Source organism: Streptomyces himastatinicus ATCC 53653, assembly GCF_000158915.1.
In the GTDB taxonomy this organism is placed as follows: Bacteria; Actinomycetota; Actinomycetes; order Streptomycetales; family Streptomycetaceae; genus Streptomyces; species Streptomyces himastatinicus.
The window spans coordinates 2,771,585-2,793,407 of the sequence record NZ_GG657754.1 but is presented as its reverse complement, the minus strand read 5'-3'; the positions used below and the strand labels follow the sequence as shown (position 1 = coordinate 2,793,407).

The following is a 21,823-nucleotide window of genomic DNA, read 5'->3' as shown; positions in this document are numbered from 1 at the left end:
GACGCCTTCCGCGCCCTGATCACCGAGCACACCGAAAGGTGGGAGCCCGTCCTGGAACCGGTCGAACCCGCCGCCCTGCTCGCCCCCGCCGCCGTCGACCGCAACCTCCGCTCTCCCGCCGCCCTCCTGCGCGCCGACGCCGAAGCCGTCGCCTTCCACGGCCGCGACACCGAACTCACCGACCTGACAGCATGGTGCGAGCACGGCCCGCCCGCCATCCAGCTGCGTGTGCTGACCGGTCCCGGAGGACAGGGCAAGACCCGCCTCGCCCGCCGCCTCACCGACACCCTCGGCTGGCGCGGCTGGGTCACCGGGCACCTGCGCTCCGACCTTACCGACGACCCCGCCCCGCCCGACTTCACCACCCTGACCACATCCCTGCCCCTGCTCCTGGTCGTCGACTACGCCGAGACCCGCCCCCGCCTGCTTCGTCGCCTCATCACCCACCTGCACCGCTCGCGCCACCGCGTGCGCGTGCTGCTCCTGGCTCGCTCCGACGGTCAATGGCGCACCGGCTCACTCCAGGCCGTCCCCGCTGTACGGGACCTGCTCGAAGAAGCCTCGGTCGTTCCGCTCGCCCCGCTCATCCCCACCAGCCGGTCCACCAGGGACCGCCGCCACGCTTTCCACCGCGCAAGCCAGGACCTCGCCCGCCTGCTCCCGCTGCTCCCCACCCTGCCCGCGCATGACTGGGAATCCCTGGCTGCCGCGCTGCGGCCCCCCGCAGATCTGCACGACCACCGCTACGACAACGTCCTCACGTTGCAGATGACCGCTCTGGTCGGCCTCCTGCAGCACGGACCCCGGCCCGTCGATGCGGCCCCCGGCACACCACCGGAGGGCACTCTCCTCAAACACGAGGACCGCTTCTGGGAGGCCAGCGCAAAATCGCCCGCCTACAGACTCGACCTGCCTGCCCCCACCCTGGGCGCCGCCGTGGCCGTGGCCGCCCTGTGCGGAGCCGCCACGAAGGACGAGGCCCTGCACGTCATCACGCCCCTGCCCGGCCTGCCCGCCCACCAGACGGCTCCCGCCGCCAACTGGCTTGCCTCCCTGTATCCGGCCGACGGCGACCGCTACTGGGGCTCCCTCCAACCCGACCGCGTCGCCGAGTACCACGCCTCCCGCACTCTCGCCGAAGGCAACATCCTGCTGTCCGCCCTATTCGATGCGGCAGCACCCGGACAGCAGGCCCAACTCATCACCGTCCTGGCCCGTGCCGCCATCGCCCACTACAACGTCGGCCGCACCACCGACAGCGAACAAATCCTGCACACCATGGACACGGCCCTGGACACCACTTCCCTCGCCTACCAAGCCGTTCTGATGGCAACAGAAGCACTTCCCTACCCGTCCCGCATCACCGCTCCCCTCGCTCTGCGGCTCATCGGCATCCTTGCCCGGACCAACCGACAACTAGTGCAGGACAACCCCGCTGCCTACGAACCCGACCTCGCCGTTTCGCTGTCCAACCTCGGCGTTCAGCTGTCAATTGCGGGGCGGGGCGATGAGGCCCTGACCATCACCGAAGATGCGGTGGAGATTTACCGTCGGCTCGCGGCCGGCAACCCCGCTGCCTATGAAACCAACCTCGCAGCCTCGCTGGTCAACCTCGGCGTCCGGCTGTCGGAGGCGGGGCGGAGAGGTGAGGCCCTGACCATCACCGAAGATGCGGTGGAGATCTACCGTCGGCTCGCGGCCGGCAACCAGGCCGCCTACGAACTCGACCTCGCCGACTCACTGTCCAACCTCGGCGTCCAGCTGTCGAAGGCGGGGCGGAGAGGTCAGGCCCTGACCATCACCGAAGATGCGGTGGAGATTTACCGCCGGTTCGCGGCCGGCAACCCCGCTGCCTATGAAACCAACCTCGCCGCCTCGTTGGTCAATCTCGGAGGCCGGTTGTCGGAGGCGGGGCGGAGGGTCGAGGCCCTGACCACCATGGAAGATGCGGTGGAGATTTACCGTCGGCTCGCGGCCGGCAACCCCGCTGCCTACGAATCTGACCTCGCCGTTTCGCTGTCCAACCTCGGCGTTCAGCTGTCAATTGCGGGGCGGGGCGATGAGGCCCTGACCATCACCGAAGATGCGGTGGAGGTCCGGCGTCGGCTTGCGGCCGGCAACCCCGCTGCCTACGAACCCGACCTTGCCGCCTCGCTGGTCAATCTCGGAGGCCGGTTGTCGGAAGCGGGGCGGAACGGTGAGGGCCTGACCACTATGGAAGATGCGGTGGAGATCTACCGCCGGCTTGCGGCCGGCAACCCCGCTGCTTACGAAACCAACCTCGCCCGCTCGCTGTCCAACCTCGGCGTCCAGCTGTCAATGGCGGGGCGGGGCGATGAGGCCCTGACTATCACCGAAGATGCGGTGGAGATCTACCGTCGACTCGCGGTCGGCGACCAAGCCGCCTACGAACCCGACCTCGCCGTTTCGCTGGTCAACCTCGGCGTCCAGCTGTCAATGGCGGGGCGGAGAGGCGAGGCCCTGACCATCACCGAAGATGCGGTGGAGATCTACCGTCGGCTCGCGGCCGGCAACCAGGCCGCCTACGAACCCGACCTCGCGCGCTCGCTGTCTGCCTTGGCGCTTCTCTTGGCGGCGAGGGGGGAACTTCCCAGGGCGCTACGCGCGACGGAGGAGGCCGTGGAGCTGTATCGCCGCCACGTTGAGACGCTGCCCTCATACTCTCCGCGCTTTCACACGATGCTAGATCTGCAGGCAGATTTGCTCGAGAGACTCGGGCGTGAGAAGGAGGCAGAGGCAGTCCGCCGCTGGCTCAGGAAGGATCTACTGCCGCCCGATTCTCATAATTGACCCCAGCTCGCCACCGTACGCACGCGGCTGCGTGAACGCCAGACCCGCGTCCTCCCCCGGTTTGCCGGGGCAGTGCAGGCAGACGAGTAGCGGCAGCGGGGCGGGCGGAGTGGTCAGGCGCTCAGCAGTATCGGATCGGTCTGCCGGGCCTCGTCTTAGTGCCGATGCAGAAGGCGGGCCAGTTCCGGGGTGGGGCCCAGGACGGCGGACAGGATGTCGGCGCCGCGGGCGCCGTGTGCGAGGGGGTCGGGAGGTCCGCGACGCCCTGGTCCGGTGATGTCGGGCGCCTTCCCGCGCCCGATAGGCACCGGCCCTCGCGGCTAACGTGCGAGGTGGTCGAGCGCGCCTGCCTTGACAGCGCGTACGAAGGTTCCGAGTCGGTCCGGGGTGGTGGTGAGGATGTCGCCGGGGTTGTCGCTCTCCCGAAGCCGTATCTCACCGTCCGCTGCGGCAAGTTCAACGCAGTCGTTGGTCTCGCCATGCCCGGAGAACGATGACTTCCGCCAGGTCATCGGTTTTTCCATGATCCCGCCCTTCACAATTGCCCTCGCGGAGGCCCACATGGAGACACCGGACACCACAGCACTCTTCGACAAGGAACTCTGCGACCTCGTCCCCACCGTCGCGCCCAGAGTCTTCGCCGTCGTCCAAGAACGCGAGGCGCGATCCGGGCTGAAAGACGGGTGCGTCGCGGCGTGGGGAATGGCGTTCGACGAGGGCCCCGTCCACGTGACCACAGCCGACGGCACCGGACAGATGGTCCTCAACTCGCCGGAGCGGGCTCTTCGATGGTTCACGCACGGTGGTGCTGAGGATGGTGTGACGGCAAGACTGGTGTGGCTCAGTCGGTCTGGGAGCGCCGCGCTCGGCCATGCCGAGGCCGCTTGAGGCCCCAGGCGGAATGGGGCGCGCTGCCCCGCTCATGATCCATGTCGGACTGCCTGCATCGATAGCCTGCGCGCTCCCACGAAAGGCCGCGCGCCCGCTCTCACGCGAGACCGAACCACTGACGGGGAGCGGTGTCAGGCGGTCAGCAGGACCTGCCGGGCCGCCCGCGCCTCGTCGTAGCGCGTCAGCAGCAGACGGGCCAGTTCGGGCGCCGGGCCGAGGACGTCGGCCAGGGTGTCCGCGCCCGCCGCCTCGGCGCCGTGGGCGATGCGGTCGGGGAGGCGGCCGGGGGCGATGACGTACGGGGCCACCGCCACCCGCTCGACGCCCTCGGCGCGCAGGGCGCGCACCGCGTCCTCGGTGCGGGGGAGGGAAGCGGAGGCGAACGCGGGTCGCACGGCGCACCAGCCGGTGTGCCGCCACTCCCGCGCGATTTCTGCGATCACCGCGATCGCCTCCGGGTCGGTGGAGCCCGCCGAGGCCAGGACGACTCCGGTCCGGTGCCGGTCGCCGGGGTGCAGCCCGGCCTCGTACAGGCGGTGTTCCAGGGCCTCCACGAGGAGCGGGGAGGGGCCCAGGACGTCGGCCTGGCGGACGGTCAGGCGGGGGTGGCGGGCCGTGGCCTCGCGCAGGACCGCCGGGATGTCGGCCTTCGCGTGGAAGGCGCGGGTGAGCAGGAGGGGGAGGGCGATCACCTCGTCCGCCCCCTCCGCTGCGAGCCGGTCCACGACCTGGCCCACCCGTGGTGCGTTGAACTCCAGGAAGGACGGTTCGACGCGCAGCCCCGGCCGCAGCGACCGCACACGCGCGCACAGCGCGTCGACGGTCGCCGCGTGGCGAGGGTCGCGGCTGCCGTGGGCGACGAGGAGGAGGGTCGGGGCAGACATGAGGCTTCCGTTCAGCGCTTCCGTTTCAGCGTTCCGTTCAGCGGGCGTTCGGCAGTAGGCCGCGGCTGCGCAGCACCCGCCGCTCGATGGGGGCGAAGATCAGCAGCTCGATGCCGATGCCGACGACGAGGATGAGCAGGATGGCGGCGAGCACGAGGGACATGTCCTGGTCCACTCGGGCCTGGTCGAGCAGCTGGCCGAGGCCGGTGCCCAGGTCGGGCGAGGTGGCGATCAGCTCGGCGGCCATCAGGGAGCGCCAGGAGAAGGCCCAGCCCTGCTTGAGCCCCGCGATGTAGCCGGGCAGCGCGGCCGGGAGCAGGATGTGCCGGACCCCCGCGACGCCGGTCGCGCCGAGCGTACGGCCCGCGCGCAGGTACAGCGGTGAGATCTGGTCGACGCCGGAAACCAGGCCGTTGGCGATGGACGGGACCGCGCCGAGCAGCACCACCGCGTAGATGGTGGAGTCGGTCAGCCCGAACCAGATGATCGCGGCCGGCACCCACGCGACCGACGGCAGCGACTGGAGGCCGGACAGGATCGGGCCGATGGCCGCCCGTACGAACCGAACCCGCGCCACCAGCAGGCCCAGCGGCGTACCGATGACCAGCGAGGCGGCGAAGCCGAGCGCGCCGCGCGACACGCTGTGCCACACGTAGCCCAGCAACGTGCCGTCCAGCCACTTCTCCTGGAGCGAGTGGCCGACGTCGACCGGGCTGGGCAGCTGGTAGTGCGGCTTCAGCTCCAGGGTGTAGGCGAGCTGCCAGAGCGCCAGCACGATCACGATGGCGACGACCGGCGGCAGCACCTTGTCGAGCAGGACCCGGCTGACCGGCACCCGGTCCTTGACCCGGGTCTCCAGGGCGTCCAGGCCCGCTTCGAGCCCCGCCAGCTGGTCGGGGGCGGCGTCGGCGTCGGCCGGGGTCTTTACGGAGGCGTCCTGCTGGGCCTCAGTGCTGGCCATGTCGGCGAATCTCCCCACGGAGCTGTTCGGTGATTTCGACGGACAGGTCGGCGACGGCCGCGTCCTCGATCCGGCGCGGCTGCGGCATCTCGACGTCCCACTCGCGGGCGATGCGCCCGGGCCGGGAGGACATCAGGACCACGCGCTGGGCGAGCCGGACCGCCTCGCGCACGTTGTGCGTGACGAAGAGGACGGACAGGTTGGTCTCGCGCCAGATGCGGGTCAGCTCGTCGTGCAGCACGTCGCGGGTGATGGCGTCGAGCGCGGCGAACGGCTCGTCCATCAGCAGCAGCCGGCTGTCCTGCGCCAGCGCGCGGGCCATCGCGACCCGCTGCCGCATACCGCCGGACAGCTCGTGCACCCGCTTGCCGTACGCGCCCTTGAGGCGTACGAGCTCCAGCAACCGCTCGGCCTCGTCGCGCCGCTCGGCGCGCGGCACCCCGCGCATGCGCAGCGCGAGTTCGATGTTCTTGCCCGCCGTGAGCCACGGGAAGAGCGCATGCTCCTGGAACATCAGGGCGGGGCGCCCGCCCGGGACGTCGATGCTGCCGCCGGTCGGCTTGTCGAGACCGGCGACGAGGTTGAGGAGTGTGGACTTGCCACACCCCGAGGCCCCCAGGAGGCAGACGAACTCTCCTGGTGCGACATCGAGCGTGATGTCGTCCAGCACCAGCTGCTGCGCGCCGGGGCGGCCGAACGACTTCGACACGTGGTCGAAACGCGCGGCATGGGTACCCGTGCCATTCTTCTCGACGGGCTTTTGGGTGAGCGTAGCGGTCATGGCCGTCACCTCCTGAGGACTGCGATTGCTGACGGGATCCAAGGCGGCGGGGCCCCTACTTGCTGCCGAGCCCGGCGGAGTCGACCGTCGGCTCGCCCTGGGCCTTGAGCACCTTGTTGAGCAGCGTGAGGTCGTAGATGTCCTTGAGAACGGGCTTCTCCAGCAGACCTGCCTTGACCGCGTGCTGCGCCTCGTCGTGGAGCGTGGAGGCCAGCGGGTCATTGGTGACGTCGATGTTCTTGAACGCCGGGTCGAGCACATTGGGGGGCAGATCGCTGCCGGTGATCTGCTTCAGCGAGGCGTTGATGTCCTGGGCGGCCTTGTCCGGGTGGGACTTGATCCAGGCGTTGGTCTTCACCGAGCCGCGCAGCACCGCCTCGACGACCTTCGGGTGCTCCTTGAGGAACTGCTTGGAGACGATCATGTTCGTGATGACGAACTTGCCGTCCTTCCACAGCTTCTTCTCGTCGAGCAGCTCCTTGCCGCCCTGGGAGACGATCTTGGACGCGGTCGGCTCGGGCACCCACGCGCCGTCGATGCCGCCCGTCTTCAAGGTCGTCGGGATTTCCTTGTTGTCCTGCCGGAGGACGTTCACATCGCCCTTGCCGGTCTGCGGGTCGACCTTGTAGCCCTTTTCGGCAAGGTAGTTGAGAAGGGCCACGTCCTGCGTGTTGCCCTTCTGCGGCGTCGCGATGGTCTTGCCCTTGAGGTCATCGACGGACTTGATCTTGTCCGGGTTGACCACGAGCGACACGCCACCGGACGTCGAACCCGAGATGATCTTGAGGTTCTGGCCGCCGGACTTGGTGTAGCCGTTGATGGCGGGGGAGGGGCCGATCCAGCCGATGTCGATGGACTTCGCGTTGAGCGCCTCGATCTCGGAGGGGCCCGCGTTGAAGATGAACGGCTTCACCTTCGTGCCGCCCAGCTCCTTCTGGATCAGACCTTCCTGGCGGTCGACCATCGGGGTGGCGTGGGTGACGTTGGCGAAGTAGCCGACCTTCACATCGTCGAGGCCGTCGAGCTTCTTGCCCTTCGCCGCGACCTTCGGCTTGTCGTCGGTCTTCTTCGAGCCGTAGCCGCAGGCGCCGAGCGAGCCGATCAGGAGCGGGAGGACGGCGGAGGCCGCCAGCAGGCGGGTGGTGTGGCGGCGGCGCGAGGGCGCTATGGCACGCGGAGTGGCAGACGACACGGAAGGTGTTCCTCTCGGAGGGCCGGGCGGCCCGATGTCAGGGGACGCCCGGCAGTTCAGACGATCTTCGTAGGGAGTGGGACGGGGGAGCGGGGAAGGTGCGGTTCAGCGCACACATCGCCCGACTCCGCCCTGACCACTGCCCAGGGCGCCGCTGCCTACGCGGCCGCCCTCCTTCGCGAACGTCGAGAACACCTCACCGGCCATGGTCAGAAATCCCACCCGTCGTCGTCGGCGGCGTCGGCGCCGTCCGCGCCCGACGCCTGCTCGGCGAACGAGTCGCCCGCCATGCCCGCGGTCAGCGTCGTGCCGTCCGCCGGGTCGATCAGCAGGAAGGACCCGGTACGGCGGGAGGCGGCGTACGCGTCCAGCGCCAGCGGCTCCGACGTCCGCAGGACGACGCGGCCGATGTCGTTGGCGGCCAGCTCGCCCGGCGCGGGGTGGTGGGACAGGTCGGCGAGCGTGAGCCGGTCCGGGATGTCCTTGACGATCGCCTTCACCGTCCGGGTGGTGTGCTTGAGCAGCACCCGGTCCCCGACCTTCAGCGGCCGGTCGTGCAGATGGCACACGGTCGCCTCGACGTCCTGGGTGGGCGTGGGCGCGTACGCGCTCGGGGCGAGCACATCGCCGCGCGAGATGTCGAGGTCGTCGGCGAGCTCGATCGTCACCGACTGCGGGGCCCAGGCCTGGTCGGCGGACTGGCCCAGCACGTCGATCCCGGTGATGGTGCTCGTACGGCCGGACGGCAGCACCGTCACCTCGTCCCCGACCCGCAGCACACCGGAGGCCACCTGGCCCGCGTAGCCGCGGTAGTCGGGGTGCTCGGCACTCTGCGGACGGATCACGACCTGCACCGGGAAGCGCGCCGGGTCCTGCGACGGGTCGATGCCCACCGGCACCGTCTCCAGGTGCTCCAGCACGGTCGGCCCGCCGTACCAGCTCATGTTCGCGGACGCGGTCACCACGTTGTCCCCGGCCAGCGCCGAGATCGGGATCGCGGTGATCTCGGGGACGCCCAGCGAGGCCGCGTACGTGGTGAACTCCTCGGCTATCGCGGCGAACACCGGCTCCGCGTAGTCCACCAGGTCCATCTTGTTGACGGCCAGGACCACGTGCGGGACCCGCAGCAGGGCGGCGACCGCGGCATGCCGCCGGGTCTGCTCCACCACACCGTTGCGCGCGTCCACCAGGACCACCGCCAGCTCCGCGGTGGAGGCGCCGGTGACCATGTTGCGGGTGTACTGCACATGGCCCGGGGTGTCGGCGAGGATGAACCGCCGCCGCGGGGTGGCGAAGTAGCGGTACGCGACATCGATGGTGATGCCCTGCTCGCGCTCCGCCCGCAGCCCGTCCGTCAGCAGCGCCAGGTCCGGGGCCTCCTGGCCACGGCTGCGCGACGCGTGCTCGACCGCCTCCAGCTGGTCGGCCAGCACCGACTTGGAGTCGTGCAGCAGCCGCCCGACCAGGGTCGACTTGCCGTCGTCCACCGAACCGGCGGTCGCGAAGCGCAGCTGGGATGAGGCCGCGGACTGCTCCACCGCGGTCACCACGGCCTGTTCCTCGGCACTGAGATTGCTCGTCATGACTAGAAGTACCCCTCGCGCTTCCGGTCCTCCATGGCGGCCTCCGACAGCTTGTCGTCGGCGCGCGTCGCACCCCGCTCGGTCAGGCGGGATGCCGCGATCTCGTCGATGACCTGCTCGATCGTGACCGCGTCCGACTCGACGGCACCGGTGCAGGACATGTCGCCCACCGTGCGGTAGCGCACCTGGCGCCGCTCCACCGTCTCGTCGCCCCTGGGACCGCCCCACTCACCGGGGGCCAGCCACATGCCGCTGCGCCGGAACACCTCGCGCTCGTGCGCGTAGTAGATCTGCGGAAGCTCGATCTTCTCGCGCTCGATGTACTGCCACACGTCCAGCTCGGTCCAGTTGGACAGCGGGAACACGCGGACGTGCTCACCGGCGGAGTGCCGGCCGTTGTACAGCTGCCACAGCTCGGGGCGCTGACGGCGCGGGTCCCAGCCGCCGAACTCGTCGCGCAGTGAGAACACCCGCTCCTTGGCGCGCGCCTTCTCCTCGTCCCGGCGGCCGCCACCGAACACCGCGTCGAAGCGGTTCTTCTCGATGGCGTCCAGCAGCGGCACGGTCTGGAGCGGGTTGCGGGTGCCGTCCGGGCGCTCCCGCAGCCGCCCGTCGTCGATGAACTCCTGCACGGACGCCACGTGCAGGCGCAGCCCGTGCTCGGCGACGGTGCGGTCCCGGTAGTCGATGACCTCGGGGAAGTTGTGCCCGGTGTCCACGTGCAGCAGCGAGAACGGCACCGGCGCGGGCGCGAACGCCTTGAGTGCCAGGTGCAGCATGACGATGGAGTCCTTGCCGCCGGAGAACAGGATCACCGGCCGCTCGAACTCGCCCGCCACCTCGCGGAAGATGTGCACCGCCTCGGACTCCAGCGCGTCCAGGTGCGAGAGCGCGTAGAGGTCGCCCTCGTCCGGGTCGGTCCCGGTCCCATTGACGGGAGTCAGGGTCGTCATGCCAGTCCCCTCTCGCTCAGAAGCGCGCGAAGTGCCGTCGCCGATTCCAGGACGCCCTGCTCATGGGTCTCGATCCGCAGATCCGGGTCGGCGGGGGCCTCGTACGGGTCGTCGACCCCGGTCAGCCCCTTGATCTCGCCTGCCGCCTGCTTCGCGTACAGCCCCTTGACGTCGCGCTCGGAGCACACCTCGACCGGCGTCGCGACGTGCACCTCCAGATACGCGGTGCCCTCGGTCTGGTGGCGCTTGCGCACCGCCTCGCGGCTGTCCGCGAACGGCGCGATCACCGGCACCAGCACCTTGACCCCGTTGGAGGCCAGCAGCTCGGCCACGAAGCCGATGCGCTGCACATTGGTGTGCCGGTCCTCGCGCGAGAAGCCGAGCCCGGCGGAGAGGAACTCGCGTATCTCGTCGCCGTCCAGCACCTCCACCCGGTGGCCCTCGCTGCGCAGCCGCTCCGCGAGCGCGTACGCGATCGTCGTCTTTCCGGCGCTCGGCAGACCGGTCAGCCACACGGTGGCCCCGGTGTGTATCGCCGCGCTCATCTCGTTCTCCTGGTCGACAGCCATCAGCCGTGCAGTCCGCATTCCGTCTTGTTGCTCCCCGCCCAGCGGCCCGACCGGGCGTCCTCGCCCTCCAGCACCCGACGGGTGCAGGGCGCGCAGCCGACGGAAGGATATCCGTCCATGAGCAGGGGGTTGGTCAGCACGCCCTGTTCTGCTACGTACGCGTCCACGTCCGCCTGCGTCCAGCGCGCTATGGGCGATATCTTCACCTTCTGCCGCCTGTTGTCCCAGCTCACGACCGGGGTGTTGGCACGGGTCGGGGATTCGTCGCGGCGCAGCCCGGTGGCCCACGCGTCGTACTCCTTCAACCCTTCCTCGAGCGGCTGTACCTTCCGCAGCGCGCAGCACAGGTCGGGGTTGCGGTCGTGCAGCTTCGGCCCGTGCTCGGCGTCCTGCTCGGCCACCGTCTGGCGCGGGGTGAGGGTGATGACGTTGACGTCCATCACGGCCGCCACCGCGTCACGGGTGCCGATGGTCTCCGGGAAGTGGTAGCCGGTGTCGAGGAACACCACGTCGACACCGGGGAACACCCGGGAGGCGAGATGGGCCACCACCGCGTCCTCCATCGAGGAGGTGACGCAGAACCGCGGCCCGAACGTGTCGGCCGCCCAGCGCAGGATGTCGAGCGCCGGGGCGTCCTCGAGGTCGCGGCCCGCCTGCGTGGCGAGCGCTTCGAGATCGGTGTGCTGCTGAAGCTGGGTCATATCGATGTGTCCCCTTCTCCGGCTCGGTCGCGCCGCAGGCCCTTGGCCAGCAGCCCGAGGAACGCCAGACGGAACGCCCGATTGCAGGACGCGCATTCCCAGGACCCGTGACCCTCCTCGGAGGGCCGCAGGTCCTCGTCCCCGCAGTACGGGCAGTAGAACGGCGCGGCACGCTCGCTCACGGTGCCTCCCGCTCAGCCTCGGCGCGCTTCCACGCGCTGGCTTCCCTCGTCACTGCTCGCTCCTTCGTCGCTGCGCGGCTCCTCAGTCCAGCCAGCGCAGCGCGCCGAGGCACGCTCATTTGAGGGCGTCCTCACTGGCACGCCCCGCCCAGGTGGCGAACCGCTCGCCGTCCTCGCGCTCCTCCTGGAAGCGGCGCAGCACGCGCTCGACGTAGTCGGGGAGTTCGGCGGCGGTGACCTTCAGACCGCGCACCTTGCGGCCGAAGCCCGGGTCCAGGCCGAGCGCGCCGCCCAGGTGCACCTGGTAGCCCTCGACCTGTTCGCCGTTGTCGTCCATGACGAGCTGGCCCTTGAGACCGATGTCCGCGACCTGGATACGGGCGCAGGCGTTCGGGCAGCCGTTGAGGTTGATGGTGAGCGGCTCGTCGAACTCGGGCAGCCGCCGCTCCAGCTCGTCGATGAGCCAGGAGCCGCGCGCCTTGGTCTCGACGATCGCGAGCTTGCAGAACTCGATGCCGGTGCAGGCCATCGTGCCGCGCCGGAACGGGGACGGCTTGACCTGGAGGTCCAGTGCCTCCAGCCCGGAGACCAGCGATTCGACCTGGTCCTCGGTCACATCGAGCACGATCATCTTCTGCTCGACGGTGGTGGTCAGCCGCCCGGAGCCATGGGCCTCGGCCAAGTCGGCGATCTTGGTGAGGGTCGTGCCGTCCACCCGGCCGACGCGCGGGGCGAAGCCGACATAGAAGCGGCCGTCCTGCTGGCGGTGGACGCCGATGTGGTCGCGCCACTGCTGGACGGGATCGGCGGGCGCCGGGCCGTCGGTCAGCGGGCGCCCCAGGTACTCGTCCTCCAGCACCTGGCGGAACTTTTCCGGGCCCCAGTCGGCGACCAGGAACTTCAGCCGGGCGCGGGTACGCAGCCGCCGGTAGCCGTAGTCGCGGAAGATCCCGACGACCCCGGCCCACACCTCGGGGACGTCCTCCAGCGGCACCCAGGCGCCGAGCCGGACGCCGATCTTGGGGTTGGTGGACAGCCCGCCGCCGACCCACAGGTCGAAGCCGGGGCCGTGCTCGGGGTGGCGCACACCGACGAACGCGACGTCGTTGATCTCGTGCACGACGTCGAGCACCGGGGAGCCGGAGACCGCGGTCTTGAACTTGCGCGGCAGGTTGGAGAACTCCTTGCTGCCGATGTAGCGGCGGTGGATCTCCTCGATGGCGGGGGTGCCGTCGATGATCTCGTCCTCGGCGATCCCGGCCACCGGGGAGCCGATGATCACGCGGGGGGTGTCACCGCACGCCTCGGTGGTCGACAGGCCGACCGCTTCCAGCCGCTTCCAGATCTCGGGGACGTCCTCGATCCGGATCCAGTGGTACTGGACGTTCTGCCGGTCGGTGATGTCGGCGGTGCCGCGCGCGAACTCCTCCGAGATCTCGCCGACGACCCGCAGCTGCTCGGTGGTCAGCCGCCCGCCGTCGATCCGGACCCGCATCATGAAGTGCTCGTCGTCCAGCTCCTCCGGCTCCAGGACCGCGGTCTTGCCGCCGTCGATCCCGGGCTTGCGCTGGGTGTACAGACCCCACCAGCGCATCCGGCCGCGCAGGTCGGCACCGTCGATGGAGTCGAAACCACGGTGGGCGTAGATCGTCTCAATGCGTGTCCGCACATTGAGACCGTCGTCGTCCTTCTTGGTCTGCTCGTTGCCGTTGAGCGGGGTGAAGTGACCCGCGGCCCACTGGCCTTCGCCGCGATGGCGTCCGGCCTTACGGCGGGGCGTGGCTGCTGCGCGTTCCGGTGTGGCGGGCATGGCGGTGTGTGTCCTTCTGAGCGGCTCGGTGCGGCGGATGCTCTCGCGCGCACGCTCTGACCTGCGCAGGGGCGCAGACGGGCACGGCGCTGCGGCGGATACCGGTGCGGTGGGCGATGAGGGTGTCGAGGCGTGCGCGCTCGCCCACGTCATCGGGGGCGGCGAGAAGTGCGGAGGGGTGGTCCGGGGGCCGGTACGGGCCCTGCTGAGTGCCTCAGCTCGCCGGACAGATGGCGCTGGACATGCGGCCGAGGTCGACGTGGCGTCGACTCACCAAGGCAATTCCAGCTCGAGACATGAGGGAAGCGTGGCACGCCGCTCTTCGGCGAGTCCACCTTTGTCCACAATCCGGACGTCTCTGTCTCGTTCTGTAAGACGATGTGGGGTTGGTCACCCTTCCGTCTCGGTCTTGACGTCGAAGACCCGGAAGCCCCGGCGGCGGTAGTTGTCGAGCGCGTACGGCCCGTCCTTGCTGCACGTGTGCACCCACACCCGCTTGGTCGGCGGCCGGCCGGGCTCGCGATCGGCCAGGTCCCAGGCCCGCGCGGTGCCCGAGCTCAGCAGGTGGCCGCCGATGCGGCGGCCCCGGAAGGCGGGCAGCAGCCCGAAGTACGAGATCTCCACCACACCCGCGTCCTGCGGGTCCAGCTCGATGTACCCGGCCGGGGTGCCGCGCTCGTACGCGACCCACGTCTCCATCCCGGGCCGGTCCAGGAACTCCAGCCACCGCTGGTGCGACCACTCCAGCCGGTCGGTCCAGTCGTTGTCCGCTCCGACGGCCGTATAGAGGAAGCGGCTGAACTCGGGGCTCGGCACCTCGGCGCGGACGATCCGCACCCCCGCCTCGGCCGCGGGCTCCCGCGCCGGGCTGAGGTCCGTGGACGAGGTCTGCTCCAGGGACCAGGTGGTCACGTCGATGGCCATGGGGAAAGACAACCATGGATCGGGCCGTGACAGGTACCGACCCTGGCCTGACAGGTACCGGCCCTCGTCTGACGGGTACCGCTCAGCGGCTGATCGACGTGAGGTGCAACGCGACGCAACCTTTGCTGCCCGGCGCACCGGGCGCGGACAGTGTCCGCAGCGGGCGGAGGGCGGTGCCGAGTCGGCGCGGCGTCCCCTCCGCCGACGCGTACCGACGCGTTCCGACGCGTTCCGGCCGTTGTACAGGGACGACGTGTCCGTCACGACGAAGGGCGCCGGATACGGTTGGGGCGTGCAGCCAGCAGAAGACATCTCCAAGCCGTCCGGGCGGCTGAACAAGGCCCGCGCCCTGTACCGCAACGTGTCCAAGCGCAGGATGGCCTGGCTGCTGTTGAAGGACACCGTCAACTCGTGCATGGAGTACCGGGTCACCGGCCTCGCCGCCGAGGCCGCCTTCTTCACCCTGCTGTCGCTGCCGCCGCTGCTGCTCGGCCTGATCGGGCTGCTCGGCTACTTCGACGCCTGGACCGACACCGACACGGTGGCCACCATCCGGCAGAACATCCTCGACGCCTCGGGCACCGTGCTCTCCGACAAGGGCGTCAAGGAGATCGCCCGGCCGCTCCTGGACGACGTCATAGAGGGCGGCCGCCCCGACGTCATCTCGCTCGGCTTCGGCATCGCGCTGTGGTCCGGCTCCCGCGCGGTGAACGTGTTCGTGGACACCATCACCATCATGTACGGGCTGGAGGGGCGCCGCGGCATCGTCCGGACCCGGCTGCTCGCCTTCCTCCTCTACCTGGTGGCTCTCGTCATCGGGGCGGTGGCGCTGCCGCTGATGGTCATCGGCCCGGAGACCGTGGTGGACTTCGTGCCGTCCAGCGCGACCCTCGTACGGGTCCTGTACTGGCCCACCGTGATCCTGCTGTCCGTCGCCTTCCTCACCACGCTGTACCACGTGTCGGTGCCGGTGCGCTCGGCGTGGCGGGAGGACATCCCGGGGGCGCTGGTGGCGCTCACCATGTGGGTGCTCGGCAGCTTCCTGCTGCGGATATACCTCATCCACACCGTGGAGGGCCCGACGATCTACGGATCGCTCGCGGCGCCCGTGGCCGTCCTGCTGTGGATCGGTGTGTCCGCCTTCGCGGTGCTCGTCGGCGCGGCCGTCAACGCCGCCATCGACCGGGTCTGGCCCTCGGTGGCCACCGCCGCGGGCCGCGCCCAGCGGGAGGCCTGGACCCGGGAACAGGCGGCCCTGGGGCGCGCCCGTGAGCAGCGCACGGCCGACGACGGGTCGGCCGAGAGCACCCCGCCGTCGGAGTTCCCCGAGCGATGGGCCCAGTTCCTGCCCCACGCGGACATACGGAGTCGGCTCCACGCCAAACGCGACCGCCACGCGCCCCCCGAGCCGGAACAGACCCCCGAGCGCCCCGCCGAACAGAAATCCCCGACGAAGCCGCACCCCCCGGAGGACCTGTCCGCAGCGGACGGCGCCACAGCCGAAGGCCCCGCCGAAGACCCAGCCCAGACCAGCACCCCACCGCAGTAACGCGGTCTGGGATGCATGAGTACGAGTACTCATGAAGGTACCTTCCCAGCTCCCTACGCTGATCCTTTTGCACGTCACCGTTGAGCGAGCGGTGCGAGGGGGATGGGGAGCGCATGTCCACGTTCGAGGCGGAGTGGGCGCAGATGAAGCGCGCGGCATCCGGTGAGACCGGGATGAGCCTCGCGAGTGCCGGCAGCAAGCCCAACTGGGGGCAAGGAGGATCGGGCGGCGTGCGGTCCAGCAAGAGCGCTTGGACGGCAGCGGGCGAAGGAGTCGGCAAGCTTCGGGGGAACATCAGGACCGCGCTGACGAAGTTGGAGGAGGAGCAGAACGGTTTGGGCCTGGGCAGCGAGACCGGCGGCGGTATCGAGTGTGCGGTAGCCCAGCGGGAGATTTACCGTTCCTGGAAGCGTTACCTGAAGGGCGTGAGCGGGAAGTGCGGAACCTTCCAAGACCGGCTGGAGAAGGCCGGGGACCATCACTACAAGAACGACGCGGCCATCGAGCGCGAGTTTAGCCAATTGGACAACCTGCACAAAGACACGAAACCCGTCGGTGGCGAGAGCCGGGACCGGTGACGCGGACCAATGGATTACTCGACTCTCAAATCCCTCAAGCCCTCCGAGTTCGAGGACGCCGCGCGTGGCTATCGGGTCCTTGGTGACATGGCAAGTCAGGCCAAGGATGACATTGAGCAGCAGGTGACCGCAGGCATGCGGAAATCGCTCAAGGGTGACGCCGTTGATGAGGCTGTAGTGCAGCTTCGCAACCTGGCCGCAAACTTCCAGTACACCCAGGTCGAGTGCGCGCTCATCGCCACGGCCCTCAACTCTGTGGCCTACGAACTGCGGGCAGCCAAGCACAAGCTTGACGCCGCTGTGGAAGATGCCGCTGCTCAGCACTTCACAGTGCGCTCCGACGGCTCGGTGAGCTACCCGGCGGCCGGGGACAAGGTCGACGGCAAGGTTCCCGAAGGCGGTGCGGTCAAGGGCAGTGCCACTGGGGACCCCACACGTGACCGCGACCCGATCGACCCTTCTGCGGACGCGAGCGACATCGCCAGGGCTCTTGAGCGCCAGGCGTCGAACCACCACGACAATCCCAACTACGGTCGTGCGTTGGCCATCGCCAATCGCATCGCCCAAGCCGTCCACCAGGCCACACAGGCCGATGAGAAGTGGGCCCCTCAGCTGCGCAAGTTGAAAGCTGACGACGATCTGGTCGTTGCCCATGAGGACTGGGTCGATGCGAAGAAGGATATGGGAGGTGTCCGACGCGGTGCGAAGGATTACCTGGACGGTACCAAGGCACCTCCGAAGGGCGGCAGTCCGGCAGAGAACGCCGCGTGGTGGAAGGGTCTGTCCAACGACGAGCGGGACGCTTACATCGCCCTCCATCCGGCAGGGCTCGGCAAGCTTGACGGCTTGCCGGCCGCCGTGCGTGACGAAGCGAACCGGACTGCGCTCGCCGAAACCCGCGCGGAATTCAATTTGAAACTGGAAAAACTCGACAGGGAGGAGCCTGCGAAGTACGAGCAAAAATGGGACAACGCGGGGCAGGTTCCGGTCCAGGGTGAAAAGCAGGTCACGTTGGCTTGGAAGGCGTGGGCCAAGGAAAGGTCTGAGATTGCTGAACCGCTGAAGGGCATGGACGCCATTCAGAACCGTTTTGACAGAACCGGAGAGGATGGCTTGCCGGAAGCCTATCTGATGGGCTTCAGTGCGGAAGGGCGGGGGCGGGCCATCCTCGCCAACGGAAATCCTGATGACGCGGACCACGTCGCCGTTTACACGCCTGGTACCGGGGCGTCGCTCAGCAATAGTAATGGGGACATCAATCGCGGGGTGAATTTGTGGAAGACGTCTCAAGGCATGACTGATCAGAATGTGTCAACCATTACTTGGATAGGTTACGATGCGCCGCCGGAAGTCTTTCCGGACGCCAACAGTCACACATACGCGGACAATGCCGCGGATGAGTATGGCCAGTTCATCGATGGCCTCAATGTAGCCAATAAATCCGGTTCCGACAGTCATGTCACGGCGGTTGCGCATTCGTACGGGACCACGGTCATTGGTGCCGCGGCTCAAAGGGGCGATCTCGGTGTGGACGATGTCGTGTTCGCTGGCAGTCCTGGGGCCCGGGTGGACAATGCTGCGGACCTGGATGTGGGCAAGGGGCATGTCTGGAATGAGCATGCCGAAGGCGATGATTTGGTGAACGGCTTCGGTCGCTTCTCTCATGGAGCAGGGTTGTCCAGAATCGACCCAAGCGACCCGATATTCGGGGCCAATCAGATGACAACTGACACTGAGGGGCATAGTGGCTACTGGGACTATGACGACAAGAAGGATAAACCGAGTCTCAGTATTGAGCATCAGGGAAGAGTGATCGTGGGGGAATATGACATGGTGAGGCTGAAGCCGCGGGACGGTGGTTCGCTCATGCTGCCGTATTGGCGGGAACCTCAAAATTGGGGTGATTGAGGTGCGGAATGTGCGATGGTGTCGATGGGGGCTACCCGCAGTGGTGGCCTTCGTCTCCGTTATGGGGTGCAGTGCTGTGACTGACTCGGGTGGTTCGCCGCCGAAGGAAATGCATCCGACGGAGGCCAAGAAGCTCGCCGGTAAGCTGTCCAGTGACCTGTTCGACATGGTCCGACTTCAGGGAAAAGTAACGCCGGCCGGGCCTGCGGTCATGGCCTCCGATGAGGGGGGCGGAGATTATGCGACCCAGCATGTCTGGTCCATCTCCCGCCTTTCTTCGCAGGAGTTGACGCGCGGATTTTACCGCTTGCGTGAAGAACTTCCGAAGAAAGGGTGGCGGATCACTCATTTCGGGCGTGCAAGTTCAGCGGCTCGACAGCAAGAAATGGAGGCCGTGCGTAAGAAGGATGGATACTCGTTGTCTGTGGAGCTTTGGGTCAAGAGTTCCGAAAAAATAGACGGACACGTAGTTGGGCCCAAGAGCGAGAGGATCCTGTTCTCTGTCGGGTCCCCCACCTATCGATCTCCCAAGGGTGTCGACCCCAATGACTACTGAGGCACCCCACCCCGCGCTGCGGGCCGTCCTCGTGGGAGGGGCTGCGGCGTAAAACCCGTCGCGCCCCGTCCCGGCGGTCGCCGATACTTCGGCGCATGGTTCACTTCTCCGACTTCGACACCCGCGGATACCGCACGGTGGACGTCGCCACCGGCTACGGACAGTGGGTCGAGACCTACGAGCAGACCGTCGAGGACGTCATGGACCTCGCCCTCCTCGACGAACTCACCGACCCCCGTTGGACCTCCGTCCGCCGCGCCGCCGACCTCGGCTGCGGCACCGGCCGCACCGCCACCTGGCTGCGCCGCAACGGGGTGCCCGCGATCGACGGCGTCGACCTCACCCCCGAAATGCTCGACCGCGCCCGCGCCCGTGGCGTCCACGACCGCCTCATCGAGGGCGACGTCCGCGCGACCGGTCTCGACACGGGCGCGTACGACCTGGTCATCGCGTCGCTCATCGACGAACACCTGCCCGAGCTGCGGCCGTTCTACGACGAGGCGTGGCGGCTCGCCGAGCCCGGCGCGGCCTGTGTGGTGGTGGCGTTCCACCCGCACTTCATCATGACCACGGGCATGCCGACCCACTTCACCAGCGGCACGGGCGAGTCGGTCGCCATCAGCACCCATGTCCATCTGCTCAGCGACCACATCACGGCGGGGCTGGGCGCGGGCTGGACACTCGCCGAGATGCGGGAGGGCGTGGTGGACGAGCGGTGGCTGTCCGTGAAGCCGAAGTGGGAGCGTTTCCGCCACCACCCGGTGTCCGTCGCGATGGTGTGGCGGAAGAAGGTCTGACTGGACGGCGTGGGCGTCTTCACAAGGCCCCGGACAACCGCGGTCGGCAGCCGCCCGCGCCCGAAAGTCTCCCGCCGCCCTGTGGAGGGTGTCCTGAATGGTGCGCCTCGATCGGCGGGAGTGCTGCGAGGATCGCTCCATGGGAGACACGGACCATCAGTGCCTGCACACGGAGTGGATCGTGGGGCTCGCGGTGAACAGCGCGGCACCGGACCCGCGACCCCGAGGTCCGCAAGACCCTCGCCGAGAATCCGTACCTGACCCCCGAAGCGCGCGCCGTACTGGCTGACGATCCGGACCCGGGGGTGCGCCGCGTCGCTGTCGTGATGGCCTGCGAGTTGGGCGTCGAGCTGCCGACGGAGGTCACGGTCCGGCTCGCCACCCACCCCGATGCGCGGCTGCGGTACTGGGCCACCGCACTCCCCGGCCTGCCGGACGAAACGCTGCTTTCGCTGGCCCAGGACCCCGACCCGCGCGTCCGGTCCATCGCCATCGGTCCACGGAGCTGGGCCCGGCTGCGGCCGGAGGTCCGGGCCGCCGCCGAGGCCGACCCCGATCCCCGAGTGCGGGAGGCAGTCGGACGCGCCACCCGCGTCGAAAGGCCGCTGCCCACGACGGTCGAGGACTTCCTCACCGAAGAGGACGACAGCCGACGCCGCGACGCCGCGTACGCGGCTCCCGTCGACGCCGCGCCGGCCCAACTCCTCGTGGCACATGAGGACAGCGGGATACGCCGTGGGGCCGCCTGCAATCCGCACGTGCCCACCGCGCTCGCACTCCCACTCGCCGCCGATCCCGATGCCTCCGTCCGGTTCGCCGTTTCCCTGCGCGGGGACCTCACCGAGGGACAGCGCGCGGCGATCGACTACACGGTGCCCGAGGGCCGCCACCCGGTGCCGGCCTGGGTCCGGGAACGCTTCGGCGACCCGGACGCGCTGCGGGAGACAGCCGCGTCCTCCCACGTCCTGCTGCGCCGGGGAGTCACGTGCGCGCCGGAGCTGCCTGCCGACGTGATCGAGCGGCTGGCCGCCGATGACGACTACTTCGTCAAGTTGATGCTGTGCGAGAACGACCATGCCCCGCATGAGCTGCTCGTGGAAATGTTCGTCGACTGGCAGGGACTGAGTTCGGGCCAGTTGGTCTACCGCCGCAACTTCGCCCGGCCCGGCCTCGCCCGGTTCGCCGATGATCCGAACCCCTGGCTGCGGTATGCGGCGCTCTTCGACCCCGAAGGCGGACCGGAGCGGCTGATGCATCAGCTCCTCGATCTCGCCGCTGTCGACCGCTAGTGCCGCGTCGCGAGTGCCGTGTCAGGGAAGGCCGGGGCCGTCGAGGGCCTTCAGATGGGCCGTGAGGTCGTCGACCATGCGGCCGAGCAGGCGGCCGAGGTCCCGGCGGTCCTCGTCGGGCCAGTGGGCGAGGGCGCCGGTGAACCAGCCGAGGACCGTGCGCATGTAGCGGTCGGCGGTCGACGTGCCCTCCGGGGTGAGGTCGATCAGCCGGGCGCGCTGGTCGTCGGGGTCGGCGATGCGGTGGACCAGCCCGCGCTGTTCGAGGCCCTGGACCTGGCGGGTGGCGTGCGGGCCCGCGACCTGCATGCGATCGGCGATCTCGCCGATGCGCAGCGGTTTGCCCGCCGTCTTGAGGACGCCGAGCACCGCCATCGCCGGGCGCTCCAGCGAGATCCCGGCGGCCGCGGCGGCCTGCTCGTACATGCGGCCGCGGTTCAGCACGTTGCTGAGCTGGGTCAGCCGGGGGAGCAGCTCCGCGAGCAGGTCGTCGTCATGCATGGGGTCTCAGCTTATGCGTTCCGCGCGCGCGAAAAACCGGTGGAGCCGCGTCCCCGGCCGGGGATATGGTGGCGTCGCATCCGCCGAGAGCGAGGAAAACGGGAGGTGAGGACATTGATGACGGTCACGGTTCCGGGCTGCTCCGCCCGCGTCTCGAAGTGCATCAATCCCATCCCCGTGGTCTCCGGCTGACGATTCCGCAGATTCTGTAGCGCGCCGGGGACCGCCCTTCGAAGGGTTTTCCCTTGAGCTTGAGCAATGCTTTTTCCGACGCCCTCGTCCCTTACGGCTGGGACGAGGAGTGGGCGGCCGCGTTCGGTCCGTACGCGCGACAGGGGCTGATCCCCGGGCGCGTGGTGCGGGTGGACCGTGGCCAGTGCGATGTGGTGACGCCCGACGGCAC

22 protein-coding genes and 1 pseudogene are annotated in these 21,823 nt (G+C 68.9%); 9 read left to right on the top strand and 14 right to left on the bottom strand.

All coding sequences use genetic code 11. The annotated features are described in order from the left end of the window. The coding region (locus tag SSOG_RS11200; protein WP_050799841.1) for a tetratricopeptide repeat protein at positions 1 to 2,811 on the top strand (2,811 nt) is incomplete at its 5' end. Positions 2,812 to 3,131: 320 nt separating this feature from the next. Here the strand turns inward: SSOG_RS11200 and SSOG_RS11195 are convergent. Continuing rightward, positions 3,132 to 3,323 carry a DUF397 domain-containing protein gene (locus SSOG_RS11195; protein WP_245606275.1) on the bottom strand — a complete coding sequence of 64 codons (192 nt, stop codon included), beginning with the start codon at positions 3,321 to 3,323 and terminating at the stop codon, positions 3,132 to 3,134. 10 nt (positions 3,324 to 3,333) lie between these two features. Here SSOG_RS11195 and SSOG_RS11190 point away from each other — a divergent pair, with 10 nt between their 5' ends. Beyond that, complete coding sequence (locus SSOG_RS11190) at positions 3,334 to 3,699, top strand: hypothetical protein (RefSeq protein WP_009714334.1); 366 nt, start codon at positions 3,334 to 3,336, stop codon at positions 3,697 to 3,699. A 134-nt stretch (positions 3,700 to 3,833) separates the two neighbouring features. On the opposite strand, the gene SSOG_RS11185 is transcribed toward SSOG_RS11190, so the two are convergent. The 12 genes from SSOG_RS11185 to SSOG_RS11140 all read right to left on the bottom strand — a co-directional run bounded on the left by SSOG_RS11185 (position 3,834) and on the right by SSOG_RS11140 (position 14,242). Next, on the bottom strand, positions 3,834 to 4,586 hold the full coding sequence (locus tag SSOG_RS11185) for a sirohydrochlorin chelatase (RefSeq protein WP_009714332.1): 753 nt from the start codon (positions 4,584 to 4,586) through the stop codon (positions 3,834 to 3,836). 37 nt (positions 4,587 to 4,623) lie between these two features. Beyond that, positions 4,624 to 5,547 (bottom strand): ABC transporter permease, encoded by a 924-nt coding sequence (locus SSOG_RS11180; protein WP_009714331.1) that lies wholly within the window; start codon positions 5,545 to 5,547, stop codon positions 4,624 to 4,626. Further along, positions 5,534 to 6,328 (bottom strand): ABC transporter ATP-binding protein, encoded by a 795-nt coding sequence (locus SSOG_RS11175; protein WP_086015785.1) that lies wholly within the window; start codon positions 6,326 to 6,328, stop codon positions 5,534 to 5,536. The genes SSOG_RS11180 and SSOG_RS11175 overlap by 14 nt, the downstream gene beginning before the upstream one ends. 55 nt (positions 6,329 to 6,383) lie before the next feature. Next, positions 6,384 to 7,520: an aliphatic sulfonate ABC transporter substrate-binding protein gene (locus SSOG_RS11170; protein WP_009714329.1), complete on the bottom strand. Its 1,137-nt coding sequence runs from the start codon at positions 7,518 to 7,520 to the stop codon at positions 6,384 to 6,386. A 209-nt stretch (positions 7,521 to 7,729) separates the two neighbouring features. Continuing rightward, the gene (locus SSOG_RS11165) at positions 7,730 to 9,103 is read right to left on the bottom strand and encodes a sulfate adenylyltransferase subunit 1 (RefSeq protein WP_208867346.1); all 1,374 of its coding nucleotides are present in this window, start codon (positions 9,101 to 9,103) and stop codon (positions 7,730 to 7,732) included. A 2-nt stretch (positions 9,104 to 9,105) separates the two neighbouring features. Beyond that, complete coding sequence (gene cysD, locus SSOG_RS11160; protein ID WP_009714327.1) at positions 9,106 to 10,056, bottom strand: sulfate adenylyltransferase subunit CysD; 951 nt, start codon at positions 10,054 to 10,056, stop codon at positions 9,106 to 9,108. Continuing rightward, positions 10,053 to 10,625 carry an adenylyl-sulfate kinase gene (gene cysC / locus SSOG_RS11155; RefSeq protein ID WP_009714326.1) on the bottom strand — a complete coding sequence of 191 codons (573 nt, stop codon included), beginning with the start codon at positions 10,623 to 10,625 and terminating at the stop codon, positions 10,053 to 10,055. The genes cysD and cysC overlap by 4 nt, the downstream gene beginning before the upstream one ends. Then, positions 10,625 to 11,326 (bottom strand): phosphoadenylyl-sulfate reductase, encoded by a 702-nt coding sequence (locus tag SSOG_RS11150; protein ID WP_009714325.1) that lies wholly within the window; start codon positions 11,324 to 11,326, stop codon positions 10,625 to 10,627. Before SSOG_RS11150 ends, cysC begins: the two co-directional genes overlap by 1 nt. Then, positions 11,323 to 11,508, bottom strand: coding sequence for a hypothetical protein (locus tag SSOG_RS48305; protein WP_009714324.1), 186 nt, complete (start codon positions 11,506 to 11,508; stop codon positions 11,323 to 11,325). The genes SSOG_RS11150 and SSOG_RS48305 overlap by 4 nt, the downstream gene beginning before the upstream one ends. A 115-nt stretch (positions 11,509 to 11,623) precedes the next feature. Beyond that, the gene (locus SSOG_RS11145; RefSeq protein WP_009714323.1) at positions 11,624 to 13,318 is read right to left on the bottom strand and encodes a nitrite/sulfite reductase; all 1,695 of its coding nucleotides are present in this window, start codon (positions 13,316 to 13,318) and stop codon (positions 11,624 to 11,626) included. A 214-nt stretch (positions 13,319 to 13,532) separates the two neighbouring features. After that, on the bottom strand, positions 13,533 to 13,616 hold the full coding sequence (locus SSOG_RS58405; RefSeq protein WP_313879519.1) for a putative leader peptide: 84 nt from the start codon (positions 13,614 to 13,616) through the stop codon (positions 13,533 to 13,535). Positions 13,617 to 13,708: 92 nt separating this feature from the next. Further along, positions 13,709 to 14,242: a GNAT family N-acetyltransferase gene (locus SSOG_RS11140; protein WP_039937210.1), complete on the bottom strand. Its 534-nt coding sequence runs from the start codon at positions 14,240 to 14,242 to the stop codon at positions 13,709 to 13,711. Between the two features lie 292 nt (positions 14,243 to 14,534). Here SSOG_RS11140 and SSOG_RS11135 point away from each other — a divergent pair, with 292 nt between their 5' ends. From SSOG_RS11135 to SSOG_RS11115, 6 genes are all read left to right on the top strand, one after another. After that, positions 14,535 to 15,791 (top strand): YihY/virulence factor BrkB family protein, encoded by a 1,257-nt coding sequence (locus tag SSOG_RS11135; RefSeq protein WP_050800299.1) that lies wholly within the window; start codon positions 14,535 to 14,537, stop codon positions 15,789 to 15,791. A gap of 113 nt (positions 15,792 to 15,904) precedes the next feature. Further along, positions 15,905 to 16,369, top strand: a complete 465-nt coding sequence (locus SSOG_RS11130) for a hypothetical protein (RefSeq protein WP_039937209.1) — start codon at positions 15,905 to 15,907, stop codon at positions 16,367 to 16,369. Positions 16,370 to 16,378: 9 nt separating this feature from the next. After that, positions 16,379 to 18,277: an alpha/beta hydrolase gene (locus tag SSOG_RS11125; protein WP_009714319.1), complete on the top strand. Its 1,899-nt coding sequence runs from the start codon at positions 16,379 to 16,381 to the stop codon at positions 18,275 to 18,277. A 76-nt stretch (positions 18,278 to 18,353) separates the two neighbouring features. After that, complete coding sequence (locus tag SSOG_RS52310) at positions 18,354 to 18,833, top strand: hypothetical protein (RefSeq protein WP_154685921.1); 480 nt, start codon at positions 18,354 to 18,356, stop codon at positions 18,831 to 18,833. A 95-nt stretch (positions 18,834 to 18,928) separates the two neighbouring features. Further along, positions 18,929 to 19,630, top strand: coding sequence for a class I SAM-dependent DNA methyltransferase (locus SSOG_RS11120; protein WP_009714318.1), 702 nt, complete (start codon positions 18,929 to 18,931; stop codon positions 19,628 to 19,630). A gap of 305 nt (positions 19,631 to 19,935) precedes the next feature. After that, positions 19,936 to 20,919, top strand: coding sequence for a HEAT repeat domain-containing protein (locus tag SSOG_RS11115; protein WP_009714317.1), 984 nt, complete (start codon positions 19,936 to 19,938; stop codon positions 20,917 to 20,919). A 21-nt stretch (positions 20,920 to 20,940) separates the two neighbouring features. Here the strand turns inward: SSOG_RS11115 and SSOG_RS11110 are convergent, their stop codons facing one another. Beyond that, positions 20,941 to 21,420, bottom strand: coding sequence for a MarR family winged helix-turn-helix transcriptional regulator (locus SSOG_RS11110; protein WP_009714316.1), 480 nt, complete (start codon positions 21,418 to 21,420; stop codon positions 20,941 to 20,943). Between the two features lie 245 nt (positions 21,421 to 21,665). On the opposite strand from SSOG_RS11110, the pseudogene SSOG_RS55870 reads away from it, so the two are divergent. Then, positions 21,666 to 21,823 (top strand): annotated as a pseudogene (locus SSOG_RS55870) (ribosome small subunit-dependent GTPase A); the annotation flags it as partial.